Source organism: Nocardioides oleivorans (assembly GCF_004137255.1).
GTDB lineage: Bacteria > Actinomycetota > Actinomycetes > Propionibacteriales > Nocardioidaceae > Nocardioides > Nocardioides oleivorans.
Genome location: NZ_SDWT01000001.1, coordinates 1,363,334 through 1,389,667 on the forward strand (window position 1 = coordinate 1,363,334; position 26,334 = coordinate 1,389,667).

A 26,334-nucleotide genomic window follows, 5' to 3' on the forward strand; every position below is an offset into this window, starting at 1 on the left:
TCGTGCTCAGGACCGCGCGTCGGGCGTCTGGCGCGGCTGGAGGCGCCCGGCCGGCACGGTCGGGGTCTCCGTCGGGGGGACCGTCGGCGTCTCGGTCGGCACGGTCGGGGTCTCCGTCGGAGGAATCGTCGGCGTCTCGGTCGGCGTCTCCGTGGGAGTCTCCGTCGGAGTCTCGGTCGGCGTCTCGGTCGGGGTCTCGCTCGGCGGGACCACCGTCTGCGTCGGCCGGGTGGGCTTCGGCGGCGGGGGCGGCGGCGGGGTGTACTCGTGGCCCGTCGACGGGGCGTCACCGTCGACCATGGCGGGCTCGGGGAAGTCCTCGACCTCCATGCCGTCCATGACGCGCTCCATGATCCCGGCCCACGTCTTGGCCGGGTAGTTGCCGCCGAAGTAGCCCGAGCGGCCGTCGGAGCTGGTCGGGAGCCACAGGTCGGCGCCGTCGGGGCGCGGCACGTCGAGGCCCTCGCGTCCCTTGCCCCGGACGTACATCACCGCGGTGGAGATCTGCGGGGTGTAGCCGACGAACCACGACGAGGAGACGTCGCCGTCGTCGTTGGTGGCGGTGCCGGTCTTGCCGGCTGCCGGGCGGTCGATCGAGAGCGCCTCGGTGCCCGAGCCGCTCGAGACCACCTGCTGGAGGGCGTACGACACGTCGGAGGCGATGTCGGGGTCGACGGTCTCCTTGCTGCGGTCCTTCGCCTCGTAGAGGACCTCGCCGTTCTTGTCGACGACCTTCTGCACCACGTGGACGTCGTTGCGGACCCCGCCGTTGGCGATGGTGGCGTAGGCGTTGGCCATGTTGATCGGGCTGACCTGCGCGGTGCCGAGGGTGACGCCGACGTTCTCCTGGAAGTCGATCGACTGGCGCGGGATGCCGAACTTCGCACCCTCGTTGCCGGGGACGCCCAGGTCCTCGGCGGCCTGGATGACCTTCTGCGGTCCGTCGTCCATCGCGTCGACCATGTCGACGAAGGCGGTGTTGATCGAGTTCTCGGTGGCGGTGAGCATGGAGACGGCCGAGCCGTAGCTCTCGTTGCCCTGGTTCTCGAACTCGGTGCCGGCGATGTCGATCGGGCTGTTGCCGTCGAAGGTGTCGGTGAGGGAGAAGCCGTCGCGGATGGCGGCCACGTCGGTGGCGGCCTTCATCGTCGAGCCGGCCATGCCGCCGGCCACGGCCCAGTTGATCTGGGAGTCGAGGTAGTCCTGGCCCCCGTAGAACCCGAGGAGCTCACCGGTCTGGGTGTCGACGGTCGCAGCGCCGATGTGGAGGTCGGCGTTGCCGGCCGGTCCGGGCATGCCGGCGTCGGGGCGGTTGGCGTTGACCGCCTCCTCGACGTCGGACATGACCTGCGGGTCGAAGGTCGTGGTGATCCTCAGGCCGCCGCCGTCGATCTGGTCCTCGGTCGCGATCCCGCGGGACAGGATCTCCTTCTTCACCAGTGCGAGCATGTGGCCCTTCTGGTCGCCGTACTGGCTGGAGGCGGCGATCTCGGGGAACTTAGGCAGCTTCTTCTCCGCCTTGTCGCGCTGCTCGGTCGTGATGGTGCCCATGTCGGCCATGCTGTTGAGGACGTAGGCGTAGCGACCCTTGAGGTCGTCCCTGGCCTCCTTGCCGTTGGCCGGGTCGTACTTCGTCGGGTTGTTGAGCACCGTCGCCAGCACCGCCGACTCGCGCAGGTTGAGGTCGGCGGCGTCGTGGTCGAAGTAGGCCTTCGACGCGGCCTGGATGCCGTAGGCGCCGCGGCCGAAGTAGATGGTGTTGAGGTAGCCCTCGAGGACTTCCTTCTTGTCGAGCTGCTGCTGGATCTTGAGGGAGACGATCGCCTCCTTGATCTTGCGCTTGTAGCTCTGCTCGCTCGTCAGGTAGAGGATCTTGACGTACTGCTGGGTGATCGTGGACGCACCCTGGCGGGCGTTGCCCGCGGCGTTGGAGAACAGCGCGCGCAGGATGCCCTTGGGGTCGATGCCCTTGTCGGTCCAGAACGTCTGGTTCTCCGCCGCGACCACCGCGTCCTGGATCGAGTCGGGCATGGTCGACAGCGGGATCGACTCACGGTTCTGGTCGTCGTAGTAGGTGCCGAGCTGCTGCTCGCCGTCGCGGTAGTAGACGAACGTGGTCTGCGCCTGGAAGGCGGAGTTCGGCGTCGGGATGCTGATCGCCTGGTAGAGCACGACGACGACGCCGCCCAGGAGCAGGGCACCGACGACCCCGAGGACGGCAAGGACCTTCGCGACCTTCGCCACCCGCTGGCGCGTCGTGCGCCTCGGCTTGGGTCGACGGGTCTGGGCCTTGCCGTCGGCCCTGCGCTTCTTCGCACTCACCGGAAAAGGGTAAGGGGGCCGGCCCAGCATCCCGATTCGTCACCAGCGGATATATCGGTACGATAGATCGCATGGCACGCCGTGGAGACACCATCGAGCTCGCAGTCCTCGGACTGCTGCACGAGGGACCCATGCACGGCTACGAGCTGCGCAAGCGGCTCAACCTGATGCTCGGCTGGGGGCGCGTGCTGTCGTACGGCTCCCTCTACCCCGCGCTCAAGAAGATGCTGCGCGCCACCTTGATCACGGAGGTGGCCGACACCTCGACGCCGGTCAACCGCCGTCCGCGCATCACCTACGAGGTCACCGCCGCCGGCAACGAGCACTTCCAGCGGCTCATGTCGGAGGTCGGCCCCACCGCGTGGGAGGACGACAACTTCGACATCCGCTTCGCGTTCTTCTCCTCGACCGACATGGAGATCCGCCTCCGGGTCCTCGAGGGTCGCCGCTCGCGGCTGCAGGAGCGGCTCGCCCGCGTCCAGGGTGAGCTCGAGCGGACCCAGGCCGAGGTCAACCGCTACGCGGCCGAGCTCAACCGCCACGGCGTGGAGTCGGTCGAGCGCGAGGTCCGCTGGCTCTCCGACCTCATCCGCGCCGAGCGCGGCGACGAGTCATCACCCACCAGCACCACCCCAGCCACATCCCCCGCCACACCGCACGGCAGCACACCCCGAGCAAGCAACGACTGACCATCCGCCAGCACGGCACACCAAGTAACGGAGAAGGAGAGCCCCATGGGTTCGGTACGAGTAGGGATCGTCGGAGTCGGCAACTGCGCCACCTCCCTCGTCCAGGGCGTTGAGTACTACAAGGACGCAGACCCGGCCGGGACCGTCCCCGGGCTCATGCACGTCAAGTTCGGCGACTACCACGTCGGTGACGTCGAGTTCGTCGTGGCGTTCGACGTCGACGACAAGAAGGTCGGCAAGGACCTCTCGGAGGCCATCAACGCCTCGGAGAACAACACCATCAAGATCGCCGACGTCCCGACCCTCGGCGTCGAGGTGCAGCGCGGCCCGACGATGGACGGCCTCGGCAAGTACTACCGCCAGACCATCGAGGAGTCGGCCGCCGAGCCCGTCGACGTGGTCCAGGCGCTCAAGGACGCCGAGGTCGACGTCCTCGTGTGCTACCTCCCCGTGGGCTCCGAGCAGGCCGCCAAGTTCTACGCCCAGTGCGCGATCGACGCCGGTGTCGGCTTCGTCAACGCCCTCCCGGTCTTCATCGCCTCCGACCCCGAGTGGGCCAAGAAGTTCGAGGACGCCGGCGTCCCGATCGTCGGCGACGACATCAAGTCGCAGGTCGGCGCCACCATCACGCACCGCGTGATGGCCAAGCTCTTCGAGGACCGCGGCGTGGCGCTGGACCGCACCTACCAGCTCAACGTCGGCGGCAACATGGACTTCAAGAACATGCTCGAGCGTGAGCGCCTGGAGTCGAAGAAGGTCTCCAAGACCCAGGCCGTGACGTCCAACCTGACCGGCGAGCTCGCCGACAAGATCGACAGCCGCAACGTCCACATCGGCCCGTCCGACTACGTCGCGTGGCTCGACGACCGCAAGTGGGCCTACGTCCGCCTCGAGGGTCGCGCCTTCGGCGACGTCCCGCTCAACCTCGAGTACAAGCTCGAGGTCTGGGACTCCCCGAACTCCGCCGGCATCATCATCGACGCCGTCCGCGCCGCGAAGATCGCCATGGACCGCAGCGTCGGTGGCCCGATCATCCCGGCCTCGACCTACCTGATGAAGTCCCCGCCGGTGCAGATGCCGGACGACCTCGGCCGCGCCGAGCTCGAGAAGTTCATCGCCGGCGAGTGACCTGATCGCTCGCCCGCACGGGCACCAGCACAGCACTGCGGCCGTACGCCGCCCCGGATCCGTCCGGGGTCGTCGTACGGCCGCAGTGCTGTTGTCCGTCAGACGGTCAGGACGGGCGCGCGTCCCACCAGGCGCGGAGGGCGGCCTCGGCGGCCTCGGGCGTCTGCGGGCCCTCGTCCATCCGGAGCTCCAGCAGGAAGGCGTACGCCTCACCGACCTCGCGGCCCGGGCCGATGCCGAGGATGCCCATGATCTGGTTGCCGTCGAGGTCGGGCCGGATCGAGGCGAGCTCCTCCTCCTCACCGAGGCGCGCGATGCGCTCCTCGAGGGAGTCGTAGGTCCGGCGCAGCCGGTCGGCCTTGCGCTGGTTGCGCGTCGTGCAGTCGGCGCGGGTGAGGATGTGCAGCCGCTCGAGCTGGTCGCCGGCGTCGCGCACGTAGCGGCGCACGGCACTGTCGGTCCACTCCCCCGAGCCGTAGCCGTGGAAGCGCAGGTGCAGCTCGACCAGCGTGGACACCGCCTCGATGTCGGCGTTGGAGAAGCGCAGCGCCTTCATCCGCCTGCGGGTGAGCTTGGCGCCGACGACGTCGTGGTGGTGGAAGGTCACGATCCCGCCGGACTCGAACTTCCGGGTCCGGGGCTTGCCGACGTCGTGCATGAGCGCGGCGAAGCGCGAGACGAAGTCGGGGCCGTTGCCGAGGCGGTGCTCGAGGTCGATCGACTGCTCGAGGACGGTCAGGGTGTGCTCGTAGACGTCCTTGTGGCGGTGGTGCTCGTCGCGCTCGAGCGCGAGGGCCGGCAGCTCCGGGAGGACGTACGACGCCAGGCCGGTGTCGACCAGCAGCGTCAGCCCGAGCCGGGGGTGGGGCGCGCAGACGAGCTTCACCAGCTCGTCGCGCACGCGCTCGGCCGAGATGATCTCGATCCGGCCGGCCATCTCGGTCATCGCCTCGACGACCTCGGGCGCCACGGAGAAGCCGAGCTGAGCGGCGAACCGGGCGGCCCGCATCATCCGCAGGGGGTCGTCGGAGAAGGAGTCCTCGGGGGCGCCGGGCGTGCGGAGCACCCGCTCGGCGAGGTCGACGATGCCGCCGAAGGGATCGACGAACTCGCGGCCCGGCACCCGCACGGCCATCGAGTTCACGCTGAAGTCGCGTCGGCCCAGGTCGCCCTCGAGGCTGTCGCCGAAGTCGACGTCGGGCTTGCGCGAGGACGGGTCGTAGGTCTCCGAGCGGTAGGTCGTGATCTCGACCTGCCACTCGCCCTTGCGGCAGCCGATCGTGCCGAAGTCGCGGCCCATGTCCCACACGGCGTCGGCCCAGCCGGAGACCAGGCGCTCGGTGGTGTCGGGCCGGGCCGAGGTGGTGAAGTCGAGGTCGTTCTGGAGCCGGCCGATCATCGCGTCGCGGACCGGACCCCCGACCAGCGCCAGCTCCTCGCCGGCCGCGGCGAACAGGGCACCGAGCTCGTCGATCACCGATCCGATGCGTGCGAGCTCGGAGGCGACGCGACGCTGGATCTCGACGATCGTCAGGGGCTGCAGGGCGACGTCGGACACGACAGGCCACTCTACGTGGCGGTGGGCGACCCGCTAACAACTACAGTCTGTGCGTGCCCCGCCCCTCGTCGCTCCGTGCTGCGCTGGCGGGGCTCCTGGCGATCGGCTTCGCGGTCCCACCGGCCCTCCTGCCCCCAGCGTCAGCCTCAATGACGGCCTCGACGTCGGCCCCCACGTCGGTGAGACAGGCAGCCGCGCGGGCCGTGACCGCGGACCCGCTCCTGGTGCACCTCGACGAGATCACCTCGGTCCTGCCCACCAGGGGCCGGGTCGAGATCTCCGGGACGGTAACCAACGTCAGCGACGAGACCTTCACCCGGATCAACCTGCACGCGTTCTCGTCCTCGACCCCGATCCCCACCTCGCAGGCGCTGGCGCAGTCGGCCCTGACCGACTCCGCCGCCGCGGTGGGTGAGCGGGTCACCGTGCCCGGCACGTTCGCCACGATCGACCAGCTCGACCCGGGCGAGACCGCGTCCTTCACCGACTCCGTCCCCGTCGGCCTGCTCGAGGCCTCCGGCGATCCCGGCGTCTACTGGATCGGCGTGCACGCGCTCGGTGACAGCACCTCGACCCCGCGCGACAGCGTGGCCGACGGTCGGGCGCGGACGTTCATCCCGGCCCGCCCCACCGGCGACCGGACCCAGGAGGCGTCGGTGATGCTCTCCATCCGCAACCGGGTCTGGTTCGCCGAGGACGGATCCATCGCCGGCGCCGACCGGTGGGCACGCCGGCTCGCCACGGGCGGCAGCCTCGCCGGGGTGCTCGACATGGCCGAGTCGGCCGGCTCGACGCCGTACAGCTTCCTGGTCGACCCCGCGGTGCTGGTCGCGCTGGTCCGGCTCAGCGAGGGGAACCAGCCGCGCAACCTGCTCCCGGACCCGACCGTCCCCGGCCAGGCTCCCTCGCCGACGGACACGCCCACCGACGAGGAGAGCGAGACCCCGGAGACGCTCACCCCCGGCCAGTCCGAGGCGACGGACGACCCCAGCGCGGACGAGCTCGCGCTGGCCGCGGCGGCCCAGACCTGGCTCGACCGCTTCCGGGCGCTCGCCGCCGACAACCAGGTGCTGGCCCTGCCGTTCGGTGACCTCGACGTGTCGGCGGTGATGCGCAACGACCCGGCGCGCTACAACCAGGCGGCGGCGCGGTCCGCGGAGGTGCTGACCACCCTCCAGGTCCCGTTCGTCGCGACCGTGGCCCCCCGTGACGACGTGCTGAGCCCCGAGGCGATCAGGGCGGTCCCGGCCGACACGGTGATCCTGCTGGGCGACACCGCTTTCTCGGTCCCCCCGACCGGTGACAGCTCGGTCGTGCGCCTGCTCGGGCACAAGGTGGTGGTGACGAGCACCGGTGCGGAGTCCGGTGGCCCCGGTCCGACGGCGGCCACCGACCCGCTCGCCCTGCGCCAGCGGCTGATCAGCGAGGCGGCCCTGCGGGCGATCGGCGACGAGCCGGCGCCGCTGGTCGTGACGCTGCCGACCGTGTGGCGCGGCGAGGACGCGTCGTCGTTCTTCGAGGACCTCGAGCAGCCGTGGCTCGACCTGGTCCCCGTGGGCGAGGTCGCCGCACAGTCGACGACCTTCGTCCCGGCGACGAGCCTGGTCTACACCGAGGAGGACCTCGAGGCCGAGCTGGACTCCACGAGCTTCACCGCGGCGACCCGGACCACCGACGCCTCCGCCCTCCTCGAGAGCGTGCTCAGCCTGCAGACCCGGATCGAGCAGCAGGTGCTCGACGAGGTGCTCACGACGCTGTCCGAGCAGCACCGGGCCCGGCCGAACCTCGCCCGCGCGGCGGCCGAGCGGGTGCTCGACGCCCTGCGCGCGGACCTCGACAAGATCGAGATCGAGGCACCGACGGCCGTCACCCTGTCCAGCGACTCCGGCCCGCTGGGCGCGACCCTGGTCAACGGCCTCGACGAGCCGGTCGACGTCCGGGTCGCGGTGAGCACCGACGGCCAGCTCACCCTCACCGGCGCCTCCGGCACCCGCACCCTGCGCCCCGGCGCGCGCAGCGTGCTGCGCTACGAGGCCTCGACCACCCAGCCCGGCGTGCACAACGTCCGGCTCGCCGTGACCAACGTCGACGGCGTCCCCCTCGGGTCGTCCGACCAGCTGCCGATCCGCGCCGCGCGGGTGAGCGCGATCATCTGGATCGTGATGGCGGCCGGCGCGCTCGTGCTGTTCGGGATGATCGGCTACCGGCTGCCGGGCCAGATCCGGGCCCGCCGGGCGGAGCTCGCCGAGGCGGCCGAGTCAGCCGAGGCAGCCGAGTCAGAGGACGGCGGCGAGGACGGGGAGCACGCCGACGAGGACGGGCACGCGCCCGCCCCGGAGCACACGTGAGCGACCAGCGGATCCTGGCCTCCTCGGCGGTGATGGCCGCCGGCACCGTCGTGTCGCGGGCGTCGGGCTACGTCCGCGCGGGCCTGCTGGTGGTGGCGCTCGGCTCCGGCATCCGCGGCGACCTCTTCGCCATCGCCAACACGCTGCCCAACATGGTCTACATCCTCCTGGCCGGAGGCATCTTCAACGCCGTCCTGGTGCCGCAGCTGGTGCGCCGGATCAAGGACGACGCCGACGGTGGAGACGCCTACGCCAGTCGGGTGATCACCCTGTCGGCGCTGTTCCTCGGCGCGGTCACGCTGCTCCTGGTGGTGCTCGCGCCGCTGCTGCTGCGCGTCTACCTCGACCAGCGGTTCCTCGATCCCGGGCTGTCCGCGCAGCTGGCCTCGATCGTCGACCTCACCCGGTGGTGCCTGCCGCAGGTCTTCTTCTACGGGATGTACGTCCTGGTCGGCCAGGTGCTCAACGCGCGCGGCCGGTTCGGCCCGATGATGTGGGCGCCGATCGCGAACAACCTGCTCTCGGTCGCGATCCTCGCCGCCTACCTGGTGTTCTACGGCGCCACCGGCCAGGGACCGGAGCGCGACCTGGCGCTCGGCACGAGCGCGGAGGTGCTGCTCGGCCTCGGCTCCACGCTCGGGATCGTCCTGCAGTTCCTGGTCCTGGTGCCCTACCTCCGGGCCTCCGGCTTCACCTACCGGCCGCGCTTCGACTTCCGTGACCCCGAGCTCGCGAAGACGCTGTCGCTGGGCATCTGGACCGTGCTGTTCGTCGTCGTCACCCAGGCGGCGTACCTCGTCGTGGTCCGCCTGGCCTCCGGCGGCGCGGTCGGCGGCGGCACCGGCTACCTCGTCTACTCCAACAGCCTGCTGATCATGATGGTGCCGCACGCGATCGTGACGGTGTCGCTGGCGACAGCGATCCTGCCGCGCCTGTCGTCGTACGCCCACGAGGACCGGCTCGCCGAGCTCGGCAGCACCGTGGGCTCCACGCTGCGCACGGCGCTCGCGCTCGTGCTGCCGTTCGCCGTCCTCCTGCCGATCACCGCGGTCGACGTCGCCGGCGTCGCCTTCAGCTGGGCCGACGCCGAGGAGGCCGCGAGGTTCGCCCCGACCCTCGCCGTCTTCGGCCCGGCGCTGGTCTTCTTCACCGTCCACTACTTCATGCTCCGCGGCTTCTACGCGATGGAGATGACCCGGCTGGTCTTCTTCATCCAGGTGGCGGTCTCGCTCACCAACGTCGTCGTCGCGAGCGTGCTCGTCCCGCGGGGCAGCGCCGAGGACACCGCGCCCCTGCTCGTGGTGGCCTACCTGACGTCGTACGCCGTCGGGGCGGTCGTCGCCTTCGCCCTCCTGCGGCGCACCGTCGGCGGCCTCGAGACGCCCCAGCTCGTCCGGTTCCTCGTCCGGATGGCGATCGTGCTGGTCGCCGGGGGTGGTGCCGCGTGGCTGGTCGAGTGGAGCCTGTCCGGGCTCGGCGAGTACCCCGGCACCCTACTGTCCCTCGTCCGCGGCGGGGCGAGCGCCGGCGTCGGCCTGGTCGTGGTGCTGGTCGGCGCCCGCCTGCTCCACGTCCGCGAGGTGACCAGCCTGGTCGCCACCGTCTCGGGGCGGCTCCGGCGCGGATGAGCCTCGCGGGGGCCCACGGGCTCCTAGAGTGGCGCAAGGCAAAGGAACCGCACAGGTGGGGTCCGTGGGAAGGGGGAGCAGGTGACGACGTCGATGCAGGCCGGTGACGTGCTCGCCGACCGCTACCGCCTCGACGACCTGCTCGCCGAGAGCGGTGCCGGCCGGTTCTGGCGCGCCCACGACCTCGTCCTGCACCGGCCGGTCGCGGTGCACATCCTCGCCGGCGACGACGAGCGCGCCGAGGCGGTCCTCCAGGCCGCCCGCACGGTCGGCCCGGTCATCAACCGCCGCCTGCTCCGCGTCCTGGACGCCGAGATCTCCGGCGACCGCTGCTACGTCGTCAACGAGTGGGGCCAGGGCGACTCCCTCGACATCCTGCTCACCCGCGAGGGCCCGCTGCCGCCGCGTCGTGCCGCCTGGCTGGTCGCCGAGGTCGCCGACAGCATCGCCGAGGCGCACGCCGCCGGCATCGCGCACGGCTGCCTGACCCCGGAGAACGTGCTCGTCGACCAGCACGGGCAGGTCCGCATCATCGGCTTCGGCGTCGAGGCCGCCCTGCGCGGGCTCCCCGCGGGGCGGATCAACGTCGACGAGGTCGACCTCGCCGGGCTGCTCTACTGCGCGCTCACCGGCAAGTGGGCGGGCGTCTCGTCGTCCGCCGTGCCCAGCGCGCCGGAGGTGCACGGCGAGGTGCTGCGCCCACGCCGGGTGCGAGCCGGGATCCCCCGCATGCTCGACGCACTGTGCGACCAGGTCCTCAACCCCGAGCACGCACCCGGGGGCGGTGGCAGCGACCACACCGCGCGCCACGTCAACGAGCTGCTCCGCGACTACGTCGGCGACGTCACCGGCACCCACGCCCCGGTCGCGGCCCCGCGCCCGACGGCTCCCCCGCCCGTGTCGACCCCCGTCCCGGTCGCCGAGCCCAAGCCCGAGCCGACCGAGCCGGAGCTGGTGGTCGAGCCCGAGCAGCCGACCGACCCGGAGCCGACGACCGAGCCCGAGCCTGAGATCGAGCCCGAGCCGGACCTCGAGCCTGCCGAGACCTCCGCCCCCACGGCCGTCACCGACCTGCCGACGCAGGCCGGGATGCCCGTCTTCCACGACGACGACGAGGTGGACTGGCTGCGCGCCCGGGCCGACAAGCCCGCTCCCCCGCCACCGCTGGAGGCGCCGACTCCGCGCCCGCTGTTCGCACCCGACCCGCCCGACGGCGAGCCGGTGCGCCGTCCGCGCCCGGGCAGCAAGGCGGCGACCGGCGCCGACTACTGGCCGTGGGACGACTCGCGCCACGGCTCCTCCGTCGACGCCGCCGGACGACCGGCCGGGCGCGACACCGGGTCGTGGAGCTCGGGCCACTGGACAGACGACCGCTGGGGCACCGGCGAGGGGTTCGACGACACCGACGACCGGGTGCCGGGCCGCAGCTGGAACCGGCTGGCCCTGGCCGTGATCGTCTGCCTGCTGGTGGGCGTGGCGGTCGTGGCCGCCTACCAGCTCGGCATCAAGCCGCCGGCCTCCGACTCCGACGACGAGCCGTCCACCTCGGCGTCACCGAGCGTGGTCGCGCCGACGCCGTTCACCGGGCTCGTCGCCGACGACTTCGACCCGCAGGGCGACCCGCCGCAGGACGAGAACCCCGACGAGGTCCCCAACGTGGTCGACGGCGACCCCGCCACGACGTGGAGCACCTCCACCTACCGGCAGAACTTCGGCCCCGGCGGGCTCAAGACCGGGGTCGGCCTGGTCATCGACCTCGGCGCGACGAAGGGCGTACGCCAGGTCGTGGTGTCGACCGAGGGCGGCCAGACCGCGCTCGCGGCGTACGTCACCTCCGAGCCGCCCACCGGCGTCGCCGACCTCACTCCCGTCGGCACGGCGGCGGGCACCGGCGACCTGACGATCAGCCTCGACGAGGCGGTGTCGGGTCGCTACGTCACGGTGTGGCTGACCCTGATCCCGTCGATCGGTGCCGACGGGTTCCGCGGCACGATCTCCGAGGTGCAGGTGCTCGGATGACCACCCCGGTGACCGACCCGTCGGACCGGGAGCTCCTCCAGGCCCACGTCGACGGCGACGCCGACGCGTTCGGCCTGCTCTTCGCGCGCCACCGCGACCGGCTGTGGGCGGTCGCGCTGCGCACGATGGGCAACCCCGACGACGCGGCCGACGGCCTGCAGGACGGGATGATCGCGGCCTTCCGGCGCGCGGGCTCGTTCCGGGGCGAGGCCGCCGTGACCACCTGGCTGCACCGCGTGGTCGTCAACGCCTGCCTCGACCGGCTCCGCGCGGCGAAGATCCGGCGCTTCGACAGCCTCCCCGACGACGTCGAGGACCGCGGCACCCTCGTCGCGACGGCCGTCCACGACGACCAGCCCGACGCGGTGGCCGAGGACTCCGAGCGCCGCCGACGGGTGCTGGCCGCGCTCGCGACCCTGCCCCCCGACCAGCGGGCGGCGCTGGTGCTGGTCGACATGGAGGGCTACCCGGTCGCCGAGGTGGCCCTGATGCTCGACTGTGCCGAGGGCACGGTGAAGTCGCGGTGCTCCCGCGGCCGGGCCAGGCTCGCCGGGCTGCTCGCCGACCTGCACCACCCGACCAGTGACCCGCCTCACGGGAACCCGCCCCCCGACGGACCCGTCCAAGCCACTGCGCGGCCACGGGGACCCCCCACGCCCTGACCCGCGAACCGACCACATGACCGCACCCGTCGACGACGACCCCGAGGAGGTGACCCGATGACCGAACCCGACCTGACGCCCGAGCAGGAGGCCGTACGCCGCCTGCTGGCCGACGCGCGCCATGACGGGCCCACCCCGCCCGAGGTCGTCGCGCGCCTCGACGACGCCCTCGCCTCCCTGGTGGCCGAGCGGGCGAGCAGCCCGCTGCCGTCCGAGAGGCCCCCGGCGCCGGTCGTCGACCTCGGTGCCCGCCGGCGCCGGACGGTCGGCATCGGCCTGCTCGCGGCTGCGGCCGTCGTGGTCGCCGGTGTGGGCCTGGGCCAGGTGCTGCCGATCGGGTCGGGCACCTCGAACGACTCGGCCTCGTCCGCCGACGGCGGTGGCGTGGAGCGCGAGCTCGGCGACCAGCCCGCCGACGGCGGCGGCTCGGACGGCGGCGGGAGCTCCGACTCCCAGCTCGCGCCCGAGTCGCAGAAGAGCGTCTCCCCCTTCGCCGGCACCCCGACCGTCACGGCCGACGACCCCGCGCTCCGTGACGAGCTGCTCGTGGCCCGGTCCACGGCCCCGGCGCCTGCCGCCGGCTCCGGGACCTCGGAGGCGTACGCCGCCTGTGACCTCCCCGACCTCGGCCGGGGCCGGCAGGTCGGCGCGGAGGTGGACGGCCAGCCGGGTCTCATCGTCTTCAGGCGCCCGTCGGGGGCGGCGCAGCAGGTCGAGCTCTACGTCTGCGGCACCGCGGAGCCCGTGCGCACGATCACGCTGCCCGCACCCTGACGGGGGCCTCCCGCAGGAACAACGGTCGCCTACGATCGGTTGAGCACGGCGTACGCCATCCACCCGATCCACACCGTCGATCCAGCAGGAGTCACTGACCGCTCATGAGCACCAGCACCGAGACGCGCAACGTCATCATCATCGGCTCGGGCCCGTCGGGCTACACCGCTGCGGTGTACGCCGCCCGCGCATCGCTCGAGCCGCTGGTCTTCGAGGGCTCCGTGACCGCCGGTGGTGCGCTGATGAACACCACCGAGGTCGAGAACTTCCCCGGCTTCCGCGACGGCATCATGGGCCCGGCCCTGATGGACGAGATGCGCGCCCAGGCCGAGCGGTTCGGTGCGGAGCTGGTCGCCGACGACATCGTCGAGGTCGACCTCACCGGCGACATCAAGGTCGTCAAAACCGCCACCGACACCTACACCGCGCGCTCGGTGATCCTCTCGACCGGTTCGAGCTACCGCAAGCTCGGCCTGCCCCGCGAGGAGGAGCTGTCCGGTCGTGGCGTGTCGTGGTGCGCGACGTGTGACGGGTTCTTCTTCCGCGAGCAGGCCATCGCCGTCATCGGCGGCGGCGACTCCGCGATCGAGGAGGCCACCTTCCTGACCCGCTTCGGCTCGAAGGTCTACCTGATCCACCGCCGCGACGAGCTGCGTGCCTCGAAGATCATGCAGGAGCGCGCGTTCGCCGACCCCAAGCTGGAGATGGTGTGGAACTCCGAGGTCGCCGCGATCAACGGCGCCGACAAGCTCGAGTCGATCACCCTGCGCGACACCGTCACCGGTGAGGAGCGCCAGCTCGACGTCACCGGGATGTTCATCGCCATCGGTCACGACCCGCGCTCGGAGCTGCTGACCGGCCAGGTCGACCTCAACGACGACGGCTACGTCCTGGTCGACCACCCCTCCACCGCGACCAACCTGCCCGGCGTGTTCGCCGCGGGCGACCTCGTCGACCACCACTACCGACAGGCGATCACCGCCGCCGGCACCGGCTGCGCCGCGGCGCTCGACGCCGAGCGCTTCATCGCCGCGCTCGACCACGAGGCCTCGACCGCCGGTGAGGCCGCCGCGACGGTGGAGGCGATCGAGGAGCAGGTGCAGACCGCCGGAGCCTGACGCTCACCGCGGTCGGCCGGGACCGGGCGTGGACTCAGATCCACCCGTCCCGGCCGGCCTCGCGCACGAGGCTCCCGGTGTTGGTGACCTCGCGCTCGGCCTCCATGTACTTCGCCCGCACCGACTTCAGGTGCGCGCGCACGGTCTCCTCGGCCACGTGCAGCCGTGAGCCGACCTGGCGCTGGGTCAGTCCGTCGCGCAGGTTGCTCAGGACCTCGACCTCCCGCGCCGTCAGCCGCGGTGTCGTCGTCTGGTCGCTGATGAGCGCCTCGGCCAGCACGCTGCTGCAGACGAACTCGCCGGCCAGCGAGCGGCGTACGACGTCGAGGAGGGTCTCGGTCCCGTCGTTCTTCAGCGCGATGCCGTGCACGCCCAGCGCCACGGCCCGGCGCAGCGGCACCGGCTTCTCCTCGGCGGTGTGCAGCACCACGACACCGGCCCACGCGGTCAGGGCGGGGACGTGCTCGAGGACCGACTCGTCGTCGCGACCGAGGTAGAGGTCGAGCACCAGCACGTCGGGTCCGGGTGCGGCCAGGTCGACCTCGTCGATCGAGGCGTACGCCGCTCCGCAGGCGAGCTCGTCGGGGTGCCGGGCGATCGCGGCGAGGACGCCGTCCCTGACGACCTGCTGGTTGTCGAGGACGTCGACGCTGGGGCGTCGTTCCGGCTGGTCGGTCATGGTGATTGATTATCCGGACCAGACGGTCGCTGTCCCTACCCGGATCCGGGCAGGTCGTCGACGAGGAGGACGGCGCGGAAGTCGTCGACGTCGCTCTCGAAGCCGGCGCCCGCACCGTCGTGGAGGCGCTCGATGTCGGCGGCGAGCGGGGGCGGTACGACGGCGATGCGCACCTTGCTCTCCTGGGCGGCGGGCGGCGTGACGATGATCCGACGACCGGCGGCGATGGGCAGCAGGCCGCGCAGGACCCGTCCGGCCGTCCGCTGGTGTCCGCCCGGCTCCAGGCCGGCGCGGAGCTCCACGGTGCCCCCCGCCGAGCGGAACCGGGCCACGTCCTCGCGGAGGCCCTCGTCGAAGAAGCCCGGCGCGTAGAGGTCGTCGCGAGCCGCCGAGGCGAGGATCCGGGCGCGGGCTACCGTGTCGGGCGCGTCGGGTGCGACGGAGCCGTCGCCGATCCGGTCGAGCCACGGCAGCACCTCGTCGCGGACGTGGGCGAAGTAGAGGTCGATCGTCGTCGCGCGCCACTCCTCGACCGCACGGCGCTGGTCGAGTGCGAGCTCGCGCCGGCGCTGGCTGCGCAGGGCCCTTCCCTGGCGCCGGATGAGCGTGCCGAGGACGAGGGCCGGCACGGGTGGGGTGAACACGGAGTTGAGCGATCCCCAGGGGAACAGGCCGTTCGTCAGGTCGGGCTCGACCTGGGGAGCGACCACGACGACGAGCACCTGCAGGAGGAGCACCACCATGCCGACGGGCAGCGGCAGGCTCAGGACGAGGACAGACAGGGGCACCGCGCACATGCCGATCGACCACGAGCGGAAGTCGAGCATCGCGCCCTCGGGCAGCAGCGCGATCCCGACCACCTGCAGCACGGTGCTGGCGCCGACGACGAGCACCACCCACCGCGCGTCCGGGCCAGGCCCCTCCAGGCGCCGCACGATGCTCGCGGTGATCAGCACCCAGCCCACGCAGACGACGAGGGACGGCCAGGTGGAGGGGTGGTCGAGGACCGAGTGCGCGGCGATGACGCACCAGGCGAGGGTCAGGGGCACGGCGACGGTGCGCGCCAGCGTCCGGACGGGGCCGAGGCCGCCGGTCGTGAGGCCGTACGCGTGGTCGAGGACCCCGGTGTTGTCGCGGGGGACGACCAGGAGGAGCACCGCCCCTCCGCCGGGACGCGGGAGCAGCGCCGAGCGCCCACCGACGGCCGCCAGCGGTCGATCGACGGACTCCCTGAGCCCGAAGCCCTTGGCGGCGGAGGCGCCGGGGCCGAGTCCGCGGTCGAGCACCTCGACCCGCACCTCGTTGCGGTCGGCCGAGAGCCGGACCGTCGCCGCCTCGACGTGGCCGTGCCGCGCCGCGTTGCGCACGCCCTCGCCGGCCGCCCGCAGCAGCACGGCCGACTGGGCCTCGGGGAGCGCGGGGAGGCGCTGGGGACGTCCGACCACCACGACCTCGACGTCGACCGGGGCCGAGGCGCGCAGCTGCGCGACCAGGTCCGACCACGTGTCGGGCAGGTCCTCGTCGGGTGCGGGCGCGGAGTCATGGTCGCCCTCCGGTGCCTCCGACGTCGCGAGCACGCCTCGGATCACCTCGGCGGTCGCGCGACACTGCTGCTCGGCGTTGCGCATCGGTGCGTTCGGGTCGGAGAGCAGGTGGAGGGTGCCGAGCACGTCGTCGTGCAGGACGCGCCGGCTCATCGTGCGGGCGAGGAGCTCGGCCTCGGTCCGGGTGATCTCGAGCTCCTGCTCGCGGTTGGCCTCGCGCACCCGCTCGGTGGCGATGGCGCTGGCCTGCATGGCGTTGACGAAGCCGATGGCGGCCGCGGCCGTGGCGACCACGAGGACCATGGCCTCGAAGGGGAGTCCGCTGTTGGGGAGGTCGAGGAGCACCAGGGTCGCCACGTGGACGGCACCGAGTGCGCCGACGAGCGCGAGCGCACGGGTGATCGGCACCAGTCGCGCGGCCATGATGCCGACGGCCGTGAGGGTCAGGCTCACGGTGCTGTCGTTGGTCACGGGCTGCGCGACCAGCGTCGGCGAGAGGACGAGGAAGGCGACCGAGAGGATCGCGAGCTGGAGCAGGTGCTCGCCGCGGCGGTAGAGGTCCGCGGCGACGACCAGCAGGACGAGCGAGATCGCGGCGCGCGGGGGGACGCTCGGGTCGTCGGGTGCCATCCGGCCCACGAGGGGCAGCGCGGTGAAGATCGCCAGCGTGACCAGGAGGCAGGCGTGCGCGCCCAGGATGCTGCGATACATCCGGTAGGCGCCGCCGGTCGTCCCACGCGGCACCGGGGGCGGGGTGGGGACGGCGGCCCACGACGGCCAACGCACGTGAGACCCCCCGACACCGGACAACGACGTCCATGATGCTAGGTCGGAGCATGTTCGTGCACCGACGCGGCGTCCGGGCTGGACGGACTCTTGAGGTTCGCCCCCCGGTTCCGGGGACAGACGCACGTGAGCGTCATCACCTACTTTGGGGACCGTCGACGCGCCGGGACCGCGGTACGGGGGTTCGCGGTCCGGTGCGTCAGGCTCGCTCGGCAGCGCGGCGCCTCAGCAGCTCCGCCACCGCGCGCGGCTCGTCGACCCACAGGCCCACGGCGTCCGGTCCCAGCTCTCCGAGCGGCGTGCCCAGCGTCGTACCGGCCGCCAGCGTCAGCTGGACGTTGGTCCGTCCCGAGACGAGCACCAGCAGGTCGTCGTCGACGACCCTCAGCGCGCGGATGCCGCCCTCGTCGCGGTCGGCCACGCGCACGGACGCGATCGCCTCGAGGGGTACGACGACCTCCGTCCGCGCCATGTGGCGCACGTGCAGTGCCGTGTCGGTGAGCAGGTGCGGGCGCATCCGGTAGGACGCCATCAGCCCGAGCATCCACACGACGCCCCAGATCCCCAGCACCAGGAACGGGATCCGCAGGAAGGTCAGCCAGCGGCTGAGGATCAGGTCGAAGGCGACCACCTCGATCGTCGAGCCGAAGACGAAGAGCCAGATGACCGGAGTGGCCAGCCGGCTGTACGGCACCGGGGTGGCGCCCGGGGGCACGTCCGGCCGTCGGGTGATCCAGCGTCCGAGCTGGCGGTAGAGCGCGACCTCGGAGGCGAGCACCTCGCGGACCACGGCCAGGGTGCGGCGTACGTCGCTCATCGCCCGCTCCGCTCGGCCTCCATCAGGGCGGCGAACCGCTCGACGGTCGCGGTCAGCACGCCGTCGAAGGCCGCGAGACGCGCGGCGGGCACGTCGCCGAAGAGCTGGTCGGCGAGCTCCGCGTGCGAGCGCGCCAGGCCTGCGATCGTGCTGGCCCCGAGGGCGGTCGGGGTGACCAGTGTGGCGCGCCGGTCGCCCGGGTGCGGCTCGCGGGTGACGTGGCCGCTCGCGACGAGGCCGTCGACGAGGCCGGTGACGTTGCGGGGCGTGACGTCGAGCGCCGTGGCCAGGGCCTGCTGCGTCGAGGCGCCGGTGGCGCCGAGGACCCAGAGCAGGTGGACGCGAGACGTGGTCAGTCCCTGCTCGCGCTCGAAGCGTGTGAGGTCGGCCTGCACGAGCTGGGCGAGCATCAGCACCCGGTCGAGGACGTCCGTCATGTCGGTCATGCGGTGAATGTACTTCACCATGTAGGGAGTGCACCAATGGTCGCGGGTGGTCGGGAACAACTGTCCCCACGGTGGTGTTCACTTGGACATCACCCCAACGACCCCGTGGAAAGGCAGTGCTGTGGCCAACATCGCCGCTGTGACCGACGCCGAGTTCGAGGCGCAGGTCCTCAAGTCCGACAAGCCCGTCCTGGTGGACTTCTGGGCGGAGTGGTGCGGTCCGTGCCGCCAGGTCGCCCCGATCCTCGACGAGCTCAACACCGAGCACGGTGAGAAGATCACCTTCCTCAAGATGAACGTCGACGAGAACCCCGTCACGCCCTCGTCGTACCGCGTGACCGGCATCCCGACCATCAACGTCTACCAGGGCGGGGAGGTCGTGAAGTCCATCGTCGGCGCCAAGCCGAAGGCCGCGCTCCTCAAGGAGCTCGAGGGCCTCATCTGAGTCCCGCTAGTCGCCGGAGGCGGCCCGCACCGATCCGATCGGGCGGGCCGCCTTCTGCGTCGGTCGCACGACGCCGAGGAGCCGCTCGAGCGCGAGCTCGACCTCGTCCTTCCAGCTGAGCGCGGTGCGCAGCTCCATCCGCATCCGGGGAGTCGTCGGGTGCGCCCGCTGGGTCTTGAAGCCCACGCTGCCGAGGAACTCGGCCGGCAGCACGCATCCGTTCGCGCGCCCACGCGTGTCGCCGTACGACTCGATCGCGGTGTGCCCGCGCTCGACCAGGTCCGCCGCCATCGCCTGCACGAGCAGGCGGCCGAGCCCACCGCCGCGGTGCGCGGGGTCGATCCACGCAGTCGCCGCGACGACCGCGTCCGGCGAACCGGGTGCCGTCGGCAGCGCGGCCGCGCCGGGCAGGAAGGGCGCGGGCGCGTAGAGCACCATCCCGACCGTACGCCCGTCGACGCGTACGACGCGCCCGCACGAGCCCCAGTCACGCAGGAGCGTGGAGACCCAGCGCTCCTTCTCCGCGATCCGGTCGGCCTCGTCGAGCCGGGCCCGGTCCACCGGGCCGAGCTCCCAGAACAGGCACGACCGCACCGGGTCGGCCAGCTCCGCGAGGTGGTCGACCGTCAGGCGCGCGGTCTTGCGGGACACATCGTCGATGCTAGCCCCCGCGGGTCCCTGCGAGGATGACTCCGTGCGCCCGATCCGACAGAGCAAGAAGCTGCAAGGTGTCCGCTACGACGTGCGCGGACCGATCCTGGTGGAGGCCCAGCGGCTGGAGGCCGAGGGCCACCGGATCCTCAAGCTCAACATCGGCAACACCGCGCCGTTCGGCTTCGCGGCCCCCGAGCAGATCCTCGCCGACATGATCCACCACCTGCCGCAGTCGCAGGGGTACGCCGACAGCCAGGGCATCTGGTCGGCGCGCACGGCGGTCATGCACTACTACCAGTCGCACGGGCTCCGCGACGTCGGCGTCGAGGACGTCTTCATCGGCAACGGTGTCTCCGAGCTGATCTCGATGGTGCTGCAGGCCTTCGTCGACGACGGCAACGAGATCCTCGTGCCCGCGCCCGACTACCCGCTGTGGACGGGGGCCGTCACTCTCGCCGGCGGCATCCCGGTGCACTACCGGTGCGACGAGGAGAACGACTGGAACCCCGACCTCGCCGACATCGAGTCGAAGATCACCGAGAACACCCACGCGATCGTGATCATCAACCCGAACAACCCCACCGGCGCGGTCTACAGCGAGGAGATCGTCAAGGGCCTCGTCGACATCGCGCGACGCCACGAGCTGGTCGTGATGGCCGACGAGATCTACGAGAAGATCCTCTTCGAGGACGCGGTGCACCACCACGCGGCGACCTTCGGTGGCAACGACGTGCTGACGCTGACCTTCTCCGGGCTCTCCAAGGCCTACCGGGTCTGTGGCTACCGGGCCGGCTGGATGATGATCTCCGGGCCCAAGGAGATCGCCACCGACTTCCTCGAGGGCCTCACCCTCATCGCCAACATGCGCATGTGCGCCAACGTCCCGGCCCAGCACGCCATCCAGACCGCGCTCGGCGGCTACCAGTCGGTCGAGGAGTACATCGGCCCCGGCGGCCGGTTCTACGAGCAGTCGATGCTGGCGCACCGGCTGCTCAACGAGATCCCCGGCGTCACCAACGTCAAGCCGCGTGGCGCGCTCTACTGCTTCCCGCGCCTCGATCCCGAGGTCTACGCGATCGAGGACGACCAGGAGTTCGTCATCGACCTGCTGCGGGCCAAGAAGATCCTGGTCACCCACGGCACCGGCTTCAACTGGCCGAGCCCTGACCACTTCCGGCTGGTCACCCTCCCCGAGGCGAGCCTGCTGGAGGAGGCCATCGGCCGGATCGCGGACTTCCTCGAGACGCGTCGCTGACCGCCGCTCGGGTGAGTCGCTCCTCACGCCGTCGCCCGCTCGCCGCATCCTCCGCGCGGCCCTAGGCTCCTCGTCGTGCGAGACATCACCTACCCCCCGATCATCGTGACGGCCAAGGTCGCCTTCAAGGCGCTCGGCCAGTCCATCCGGATCACGGGGGCGGACAACGTCCCGCGCGAGGGCGGCGTGCTGCTGGCCTACAACCACGTCGGCTACGTCGACTTCGTCTACGGCGGCCTCGCGGCCAACCCGTCCGGCCGGCTGGTGCGCTTCATGGCCAAGCGCGAGCTCTTCGACCACACCTACGTCGGTCCGCTGATGCGCTCGCTCCACCACATCGAGGTCGACCGCGGTGACGGCGTGGCGAGCTTCCACACGGCGGTGGACTACCTGCGCAACGGCGAGGCGGTCGGGATCTTCCCCGAGGCGACGATCTCGCGCTCGATGGAGCTCAAGGAGTTCAAGAACGGAGCCGTGCGCATCGCCGCCGCCGCCGGCGTCCCTGTCGTGCCGGTCATCATGTGGGGCACGCAGCGGATGATGACCAAGGGCCGGCCGCGCGACTTCTCCCGCGGCAAGACGATCTCGCTGTCCATCGGTGAACCCCTCCACCCGACCGGCGACGACCCGACGGCCGAGACCGCCGACCTCCACGCACGGATGTCGCAGATGCTCGTCGAGGCCGTGCGCGACTACCCGGTCGACGAGCAGCCCCCCGGGTCCTGGTGGGTGCCGGCCTCCCTGGGTGGCTCCGCCCCCACGCCCGACGAGGCCGAGCGCCTCGACGTCGAGGAGAAGCGAGAGCGTGCCCGCAAGCGCGCCGAGAAGCGGGCGGCGCGCAAGAAGTGACTCGTCGACTGATCGATCTATCGATCAGTCGCCATATCGTTTTGTCGACAAAACGGGCACGACGCCCGAGACGGGGCAGGCGTGGCCGGTCGTCGTACGCCTCAGATGGGGCGGTCGTCGCGGTTGCGCGGGTCCATGATGTCGACGATGCGCCGCAGGTCCTCCAGGCTGGCGAACTCCACGGTGATCTTGCCCTTGGCCTTGCCCAGGTCGACCTTGACCCTGGTCTCGAGACGGTCGGAGAGCCGGTCGCCCAGCTCGGACAGGCCGGGTGCGACCGGCTTCCTCCGCACGACGCGGGGGGTGTCGTCCGTGACGCCAACCGAGACGATCTCCTCGAGACCGCGCACGGAGATGCCCTCAGCCGTGACACGCGCCGCCAGCCTGTCCTGCAGCCCTGCGTCGTCGACGCTGAGCAGCGCACGGGCGTGGCCGGCGGACAGGACGCCGGCGGCGACGCGTCGCTGGACGGCCGGTGAGAGCCTGAGCAGCCGGAGCGTGTTCGAGATCTGCGGACGCGAACGACCGATGCGCTGGGCGAGCTCGTCGTGCGTGCAGCCGAAGTCCTCGAGCAGCTGGCCGTAGGCCGCGGCCTCCTCGAGCGGGTTGAGCTGCGAGCGGTGGAGGTTCTCCAGCAGCGCGTCGCGGAGCATGTCGTCGTCGTCGGTCTCACGGACGATCGCCGGGATCGTGTCGCGCCCGGCGACCTGCGAGGCACGCCAGCGGCGCTCGCCCATGATCAGCTCGTAGGCGTCCTCGCCCGTGCGCCGTACGACGACGGGCTGGAGGAGGCCGACCTCCTTGATCGAGTGGACCAGCTCGGCGAGCGCCTCCTCCTCGAAGACCTGGCGCGGCTGGCGGTGGTTCGGGCGCACCTGCGTGATCGGCAGCTCGGCGAAGTAGGCACCGGTGACGTGGGGACCGGCGGCACCGCCGTCGGCCGGGTCCTGGGCACCGGATCCACCGGAAGCCGGAGGGGCGTCCTGGGCGGCGCTCGCCTCGGGGGGCGGAGCCGGCTGCGACGGGGACGTCGGGATCAGCGAGCCGAGGCCACGTCCGAGTCCCCGGCGGGGTGCGTTGGCGCTCATGCAGGTGCTCCCTTGGTCGCGATCTCCCGGGCTGCCTCGAGGTAGGAGAGGGCGCCCGCCGACGCAGGATCGTAGGTCATCACGGTCTGGCCGTAGGACGGTGCCTCGGAGACCCGCACCGACCGCGGCACCGCGGTCCGGAGGACCTGGTCGCCGAAGTGGCTGCGGACCTCCTCCGCGACCCCGGACGCGAGCCGGGTGCGGGCGTCGTACATCGTCAGCAGGATCGTGGAGATCGTCAGGCCGGGGTTGAGGTGCTGGCGCACCATGTCGACGGTCTCGAGCAGCATCCCGAGCCCCTCGAGGGCGTAGTACTCCGCCTGGATCGGGATGAACATCTCCCGGCCCGCGACGAGGGCGTTGAGGGTCAGCAGTCCGAGCGACGGGGGGCAGTCGACGAAGACGTAGTCGAAGCGCTCGTCCCCCACCTCCGCCGCCGAGCCGACGAGGGGGTGCGCGGCGATGGCCCGGGCCAGCCGCTGCTCGCGCGCGACGACACTGACCAGCTCGATCTCGGCCCCCGCGAGGTCGATGGTGGCCGGCACGACCCACAGCCCCGGCAGGTCGGCGCACTCGGTCACCACGTCGGCGAGCGGCTGGCCGTCGACGACCATGTCGTAGGTCGAGGGGACGCCGCGGTGGTGGTCGACGCCGAGCGCCGTGGAGGCGTTGCCCTGCGGGTCGAGGTCGATGACCAGGACCTTCTGCCCCAGCTGGGCGAGGCCCGCCGCGACGTTGACCGTGGACGTGGTCTTGCCGACCCCGCCCTTCTGGTTGGCCACGACCAGGACCCGGGTGGCGTCCGGCCGTGGCACGCCCTGGCGTCGGAGCCCACCGGAGCGCGCGAGCACCGAGTGCTGGGCAGCCTGCGCCAGCGGAGTCCCGTGGTCGTCGAAGTCGTTCTCCTGTGCGGCGATGTCGGCTGCCGTCATCGGCTGCCACGCCGCTCGTGTTTCACGTGAAACGTCCGCGCTCGGGGTTTCACGTGAAACACCCGATTCCTCCCCCGCCTGTGGAGAAACTGCCGCGCGCTGTGGATATTCAGGCTCAGACGACGCGGGGTCGCCGGTGGAAAACGTGCCGGTGGAGTCGCCGTACGACCGCCAGTCCACGTTCTCGCTCGGACGCTCGGACACGTCAGGACACCTCTCGCTTCGCGGAGCGCTGCTCACGACGCTTGCCACGCCGCTTCGGTTCAGGGACAAGGGGCCAACCTATCCGGGACGGGTCCTCCCACGGCACCCGCACCACGGTGGTCGGCGGATCGACGACGCCGACCCCGACGGTGAACACCTCGGGCTCGCCGCAGCGCCACCTCTGGAGGAACCCTCGGGACGACTCGATCTCGTCGGCGACGCTCTGACCCTTCATGGCGACGAGGGCGCCGTGCGGCGCCACCAGCGGCATCGACCACCCGAGCAGCCGCTCGAGCGGGGCGACGGCTCGCGAGGTCACCACGTCGAACGTGTGCACGCCGTGGAGGTCCTCGGCGCGCCCGCGGACGACGGTCACGTGGGTGAGACCGAGCTCGGCCACCACCTCGTCGAGGAACGTCGTCCGCCGCAGCAGGGGCTCCGCCAGGGTGATCGTGAGGTCGGGTCGCGCGATGGCGACGACCAGTCCCGGCAGTCCAGCGCCCGTGCCGATGTCGCACACCGTGGCACCGTCGGGGATGGCCTCGGCGAGGACCGCCGAGTTCAGGACGTGCCGATCCCACAGCCGAGGCGCCTCACGGGGGCCGATGAGACCGCGCACCACCCCTTCAGTCGCCAGGAGCTCGGTGTAGCGCTCTGCGAGCGGCAGCCGGTCGGACGCGAACACCCTCCGCGCCACGTCGGGCACGGAGGGTGGTGGCGACACTGCGCCGGGAGGCCCATTGGGGCCCCCGGTTTCACGTGAAACGTCGTCGCTCACGCGGGGAGGATCACCACGTGACGGTTCGGCTCGGCGCCCTCGGACTCGGACGTCAGGCCGGCGGCGGCGACGGCGTCGTGGACGACCTTGCGCTCGAAGGCGCTCATCGGGTCCAGGGACATCCTGTCACCGGACTCCTTCACCTCGGCGATCGACTTCTCGGCCAGTGCCACCAGGCGGGTGCGCTGCTCGGCGCGGTGGCCACCGACGTCCAGCATCAGACGGGACCGCTCACCGGTCTCCCGGTAGACCGCCAGGCGGGTCAGCTCCTGGAGCGCCTCGAGCACCTCGCCGTTGCGACCGACGAGGATGCTCAGGTCGGCACCGCCGATCTGCACGCTGGCGCGCTCGCCCTCGACGTCCATGTCCAGGTCGCCGTCGAGGTCCGCGATGTCGAGGAGCTCCTCGAGGTAGTCGGCCGCGATGTCACCCTCGTTCTCGAGCCGCGCGACCTTCGACGGGCGGGCCTTGCCCTCGGCGCCGCCGTCCGTGGGCGCGTCCGTCTCGCTGGTCTCGCTGATCTCGCCGGTCTCCACCGTCTCGACGCCGTCGGCGTCGCTCACCTGGTCAGTCACGTGTGTCTCCTGCTTCGTCAAACGGGTGCACGCCTCACCGGGCGCGCAGAGAATCGTGGGGCCTGCTACTTCTTCTTCTTGGTCCGCTGCGCCTTGGTCTGGCGCTGGGGCTGGGTGCGGGTGCTCGCCTTCTCCTCGCGCTTGGCGTCCGCCTCGGCAGCGATCCGCTCCTCCTCGATCTGGGCGGGCGTCTTCAGGCCCTTCTTCTCGGCCTTGGCGCGCTCACGCTGTTCCTTCGCCTCGGCGGCGGGGGTGCCGGGAGCGGGGTTGTTGCGGATCACGTAGAACTGCTGGCACATCGTCCAGAGGTTCGAGATCGTCCAGTAGACGAGCACGCCGATCGGGAAGGCGATACCACCCACGGCGAAGACCACGGGCAGCACGTAGAGCAGCATCTTCTGCTGCTGGGCGTAGGGGCCGGAGAGCGCGTCCGCCGGCATGTTCTTGCTCATCAGCTGGCGCTGGGTCATGAACGTCGTCGCGGTCATCGCGATCACCAGGATGCCGGCGACGATCATCACGCCGGTCTCGCCCCCGGTGAGGGTGCCGGACACCTTGATGTCGCCGAGGAACTTCGCGTCACGGAACTGGCCGGCGAGGGTGGAGTCCATGAAGCCGTGGGCCTTGCCGCGGCGGGCGGCCTGGTCGAGCATCCGGAAGAGCGCCAGGAAGATCGGCATCTGCAGCAGGATCGGAAGGCACGAGGCAAACGGGTTGGTGCCCGAGTCCTTGTAGAGCTTCATCGTCTCCTGGGCGAGCTTCTCCCGGTCGTGGCCGTACTTCTTCTGCAGCTCACGCACCTTGGGCTGGATGAGCTGCATGTTGCGGCTGGACTTGATCTGCTTCACGAAGAGCGGGATCAGTGCCGTCCGCACGACGAGCGTGAGTCCGATGATCGACAGGATCCACGTCCAGCCGCCGGCGGCGTCGAGGCCGATGGCGGTCAACCCCCGGTGGAAGCCCACCAGGATGAAGGACACCGCGTAGTAGAGCGGCGTCATGATGGCGCCGCCGATGGTGCCGAAGAAGTCGAGCA

The 26,334-nt window shown here is 71.5% G+C and carries 23 protein-coding genes; 11 read left to right on the top strand and 12 right to left on the bottom strand.

Annotated features, from left to right (window positions below):
* Positions 1-6 precede the first annotated feature (6 nt).
* Positions 7-2,322, bottom strand: coding sequence for a transglycosylase domain-containing protein (locus EUA93_RS06535; RefSeq protein ID WP_129399392.1), 2,316 nt, complete (start codon positions 2,320-2,322; stop codon positions 7-9).
* Positions 2,323-2,393: 71 nt separating this feature from the next.
* Here EUA93_RS06535 and EUA93_RS06540 point away from each other — a divergent pair, with 71 nt between their 5' ends.
* Entirely contained in the window at positions 2,394-3,011 is a 618-nt protein-coding gene (locus EUA93_RS06540; protein ID WP_129399393.1) for a PadR family transcriptional regulator, read from the top strand.
* 45 nt (positions 3,012-3,056) lie between these two features.
* A complete protein-coding gene (locus EUA93_RS06545) occupies positions 3,057-4,139 on the top strand; it encodes an inositol-3-phosphate synthase (protein ID WP_129399394.1) in 1,083 nt (360 codons plus the stop codon).
* Positions 4,140-4,245: 106 nt separating this feature from the next.
* Here EUA93_RS06545 and EUA93_RS06550 read toward each other — a convergent pair whose 3' ends face one another.
* Entirely contained in the window at positions 4,246-5,697 is a 1,452-nt protein-coding gene (locus tag EUA93_RS06550) for a CCA tRNA nucleotidyltransferase (protein ID WP_129399395.1), read from the bottom strand.
* 203 nt (positions 5,698-5,900) lie between these two features.
* Here EUA93_RS06550 and EUA93_RS06555 point away from each other — a divergent pair, with 203 nt between their 5' ends.
* The 6 genes from EUA93_RS06555 to trxB all read left to right on the top strand — a co-directional run bounded on the left by EUA93_RS06555 (position 5,901) and on the right by trxB (position 14,246).
* Complete coding sequence (locus EUA93_RS06555) at positions 5,901-8,045, top strand: DUF6049 family protein (RefSeq protein WP_129399396.1); 2,145 nt, start codon at positions 5,901-5,903, stop codon at positions 8,043-8,045.
* Positions 8,042-9,673 (top strand): murein biosynthesis integral membrane protein MurJ, encoded by a 1,632-nt coding sequence (gene murJ, locus EUA93_RS06560; protein WP_242497260.1) that lies wholly within the window; start codon positions 8,042-8,044, stop codon positions 9,671-9,673. Before EUA93_RS06555 ends, murJ begins: the two co-directional genes overlap by 4 nt.
* Before the next feature lie 81 nt (positions 9,674-9,754).
* Complete coding sequence (locus EUA93_RS06565) at positions 9,755-11,692, top strand: protein kinase family protein (protein ID WP_129399397.1); 1,938 nt, start codon at positions 9,755-9,757, stop codon at positions 11,690-11,692.
* Positions 11,689-12,354, top strand: coding sequence for an RNA polymerase sigma factor SigM (gene sigM, locus EUA93_RS06570; RefSeq protein WP_129399398.1), 666 nt, complete (start codon positions 11,689-11,691; stop codon positions 12,352-12,354). The genes EUA93_RS06565 and sigM overlap by 4 nt, the downstream gene beginning before the upstream one ends.
* Before the next feature lie 57 nt (positions 12,355-12,411).
* Complete coding sequence (locus EUA93_RS06575; RefSeq protein ID WP_129399399.1) at positions 12,412-13,128, top strand: hypothetical protein; 717 nt, start codon at positions 12,412-12,414, stop codon at positions 13,126-13,128.
* A gap of 104 nt (positions 13,129-13,232) precedes the next feature.
* Complete coding sequence (gene trxB, locus EUA93_RS06580) at positions 13,233-14,246, top strand: thioredoxin-disulfide reductase (RefSeq protein WP_129399400.1); 1,014 nt, start codon at positions 13,233-13,235, stop codon at positions 14,244-14,246.
* A gap of 34 nt (positions 14,247-14,280) precedes the next feature.
* Here the strand turns inward: trxB and EUA93_RS06585 are convergent, their stop codons facing one another.
* From EUA93_RS06585 to EUA93_RS06600, 4 genes are all read right to left on the bottom strand, one after another.
* Positions 14,281-14,925, bottom strand: a complete 645-nt coding sequence (locus EUA93_RS06585) for a helix-turn-helix transcriptional regulator (protein WP_129399401.1) — start codon at positions 14,923-14,925, stop codon at positions 14,281-14,283.
* Positions 14,926-14,960: 35 nt separating this feature from the next.
* Positions 14,961-17,180: an ATP-binding protein gene (locus EUA93_RS06590; RefSeq protein WP_207208618.1), complete on the bottom strand. Its 2,220-nt coding sequence runs from the start codon at positions 17,178-17,180 to the stop codon at positions 14,961-14,963.
* A 274-nt stretch (positions 17,181-17,454) separates the two neighbouring features.
* A complete protein-coding gene (locus tag EUA93_RS06595; protein ID WP_129399403.1) occupies positions 17,455-18,072 on the bottom strand; it encodes a hypothetical protein in 618 nt (205 codons plus the stop codon).
* Entirely contained in the window at positions 18,069-18,518 is a 450-nt protein-coding gene (locus tag EUA93_RS06600; RefSeq protein ID WP_129399404.1) for a MarR family winged helix-turn-helix transcriptional regulator, read from the bottom strand. The genes EUA93_RS06595 and EUA93_RS06600 overlap by 4 nt, the downstream gene beginning before the upstream one ends.
* Positions 18,519-18,639: 121 nt before the next feature.
* Here EUA93_RS06600 and trxA point away from each other — a divergent pair, with 121 nt between their 5' ends.
* Positions 18,640-18,963, top strand: coding sequence for a thioredoxin (trxA, locus tag EUA93_RS06605; protein ID WP_129399405.1), 324 nt, complete (start codon positions 18,640-18,642; stop codon positions 18,961-18,963).
* A 6-nt stretch (positions 18,964-18,969) separates the two neighbouring features.
* On the opposite strand, the gene EUA93_RS06610 is transcribed toward trxA, so the two are convergent.
* Positions 18,970-19,614 carry a GNAT family N-acetyltransferase gene (locus EUA93_RS06610; RefSeq protein WP_129399406.1) on the bottom strand — a complete coding sequence of 215 codons (645 nt, stop codon included), beginning with the start codon at positions 19,612-19,614 and terminating at the stop codon, positions 18,970-18,972.
* A gap of 43 nt (positions 19,615-19,657) precedes the next feature.
* On the opposite strand from EUA93_RS06610, the gene EUA93_RS06615 reads away from it, so the two are divergent.
* Together EUA93_RS06615 and EUA93_RS06620 are read left to right on the top strand one after the other, a co-directional pair.
* Positions 19,658-20,872 (top strand): pyridoxal phosphate-dependent aminotransferase, encoded by a 1,215-nt coding sequence (locus EUA93_RS06615; protein ID WP_129399407.1) that lies wholly within the window; start codon positions 19,658-19,660, stop codon positions 20,870-20,872.
* A 75-nt stretch (positions 20,873-20,947) separates the two neighbouring features.
* A complete protein-coding gene (locus EUA93_RS06620) occupies positions 20,948-21,721 on the top strand; it encodes a lysophospholipid acyltransferase family protein (RefSeq protein WP_129399408.1) in 774 nt (257 codons plus the stop codon).
* A 101-nt stretch (positions 21,722-21,822) separates the two neighbouring features.
* On the opposite strand, the gene EUA93_RS06625 is transcribed toward EUA93_RS06620, so the two are convergent.
* The 5 genes from EUA93_RS06625 to yidC all read right to left on the bottom strand — a co-directional run bounded on the left by EUA93_RS06625 (position 21,823) and on the right by yidC (position 26,299).
* The gene (locus tag EUA93_RS06625) at positions 21,823-22,809 is read right to left on the bottom strand and encodes a ParB/RepB/Spo0J family partition protein (RefSeq protein WP_129399409.1); all 987 of its coding nucleotides are present in this window, start codon (positions 22,807-22,809) and stop codon (positions 21,823-21,825) included.
* The gene (locus EUA93_RS06630; protein WP_129399410.1) at positions 22,806-23,741 is read right to left on the bottom strand and encodes a ParA family protein; all 936 of its coding nucleotides are present in this window, start codon (positions 23,739-23,741) and stop codon (positions 22,806-22,808) included. Before EUA93_RS06630 ends, EUA93_RS06625 begins: the two co-directional genes overlap by 4 nt.
* A gap of 205 nt (positions 23,742-23,946) precedes the next feature.
* Positions 23,947-24,630 carry a 16S rRNA (guanine(527)-N(7))-methyltransferase RsmG gene (rsmG, locus tag EUA93_RS06635; RefSeq protein ID WP_129399411.1) on the bottom strand — a complete coding sequence of 228 codons (684 nt, stop codon included), beginning with the start codon at positions 24,628-24,630 and terminating at the stop codon, positions 23,947-23,949.
* 89 nt (positions 24,631-24,719) lie between these two features.
* On the bottom strand, positions 24,720-25,298 hold the full coding sequence (locus tag EUA93_RS06640) for a Jag family protein (RefSeq protein ID WP_420819064.1): 579 nt from the start codon (positions 25,296-25,298) through the stop codon (positions 24,720-24,722).
* Positions 25,299-25,363: 65 nt separating this feature from the next.
* The gene (gene yidC, locus EUA93_RS06645) at positions 25,364-26,299 is read right to left on the bottom strand and encodes a membrane protein insertase YidC (RefSeq protein ID WP_242497422.1); all 936 of its coding nucleotides are present in this window, start codon (positions 26,297-26,299) and stop codon (positions 25,364-25,366) included.
* Between the last annotated feature and the right edge of the window lie 35 nt (positions 26,300-26,334).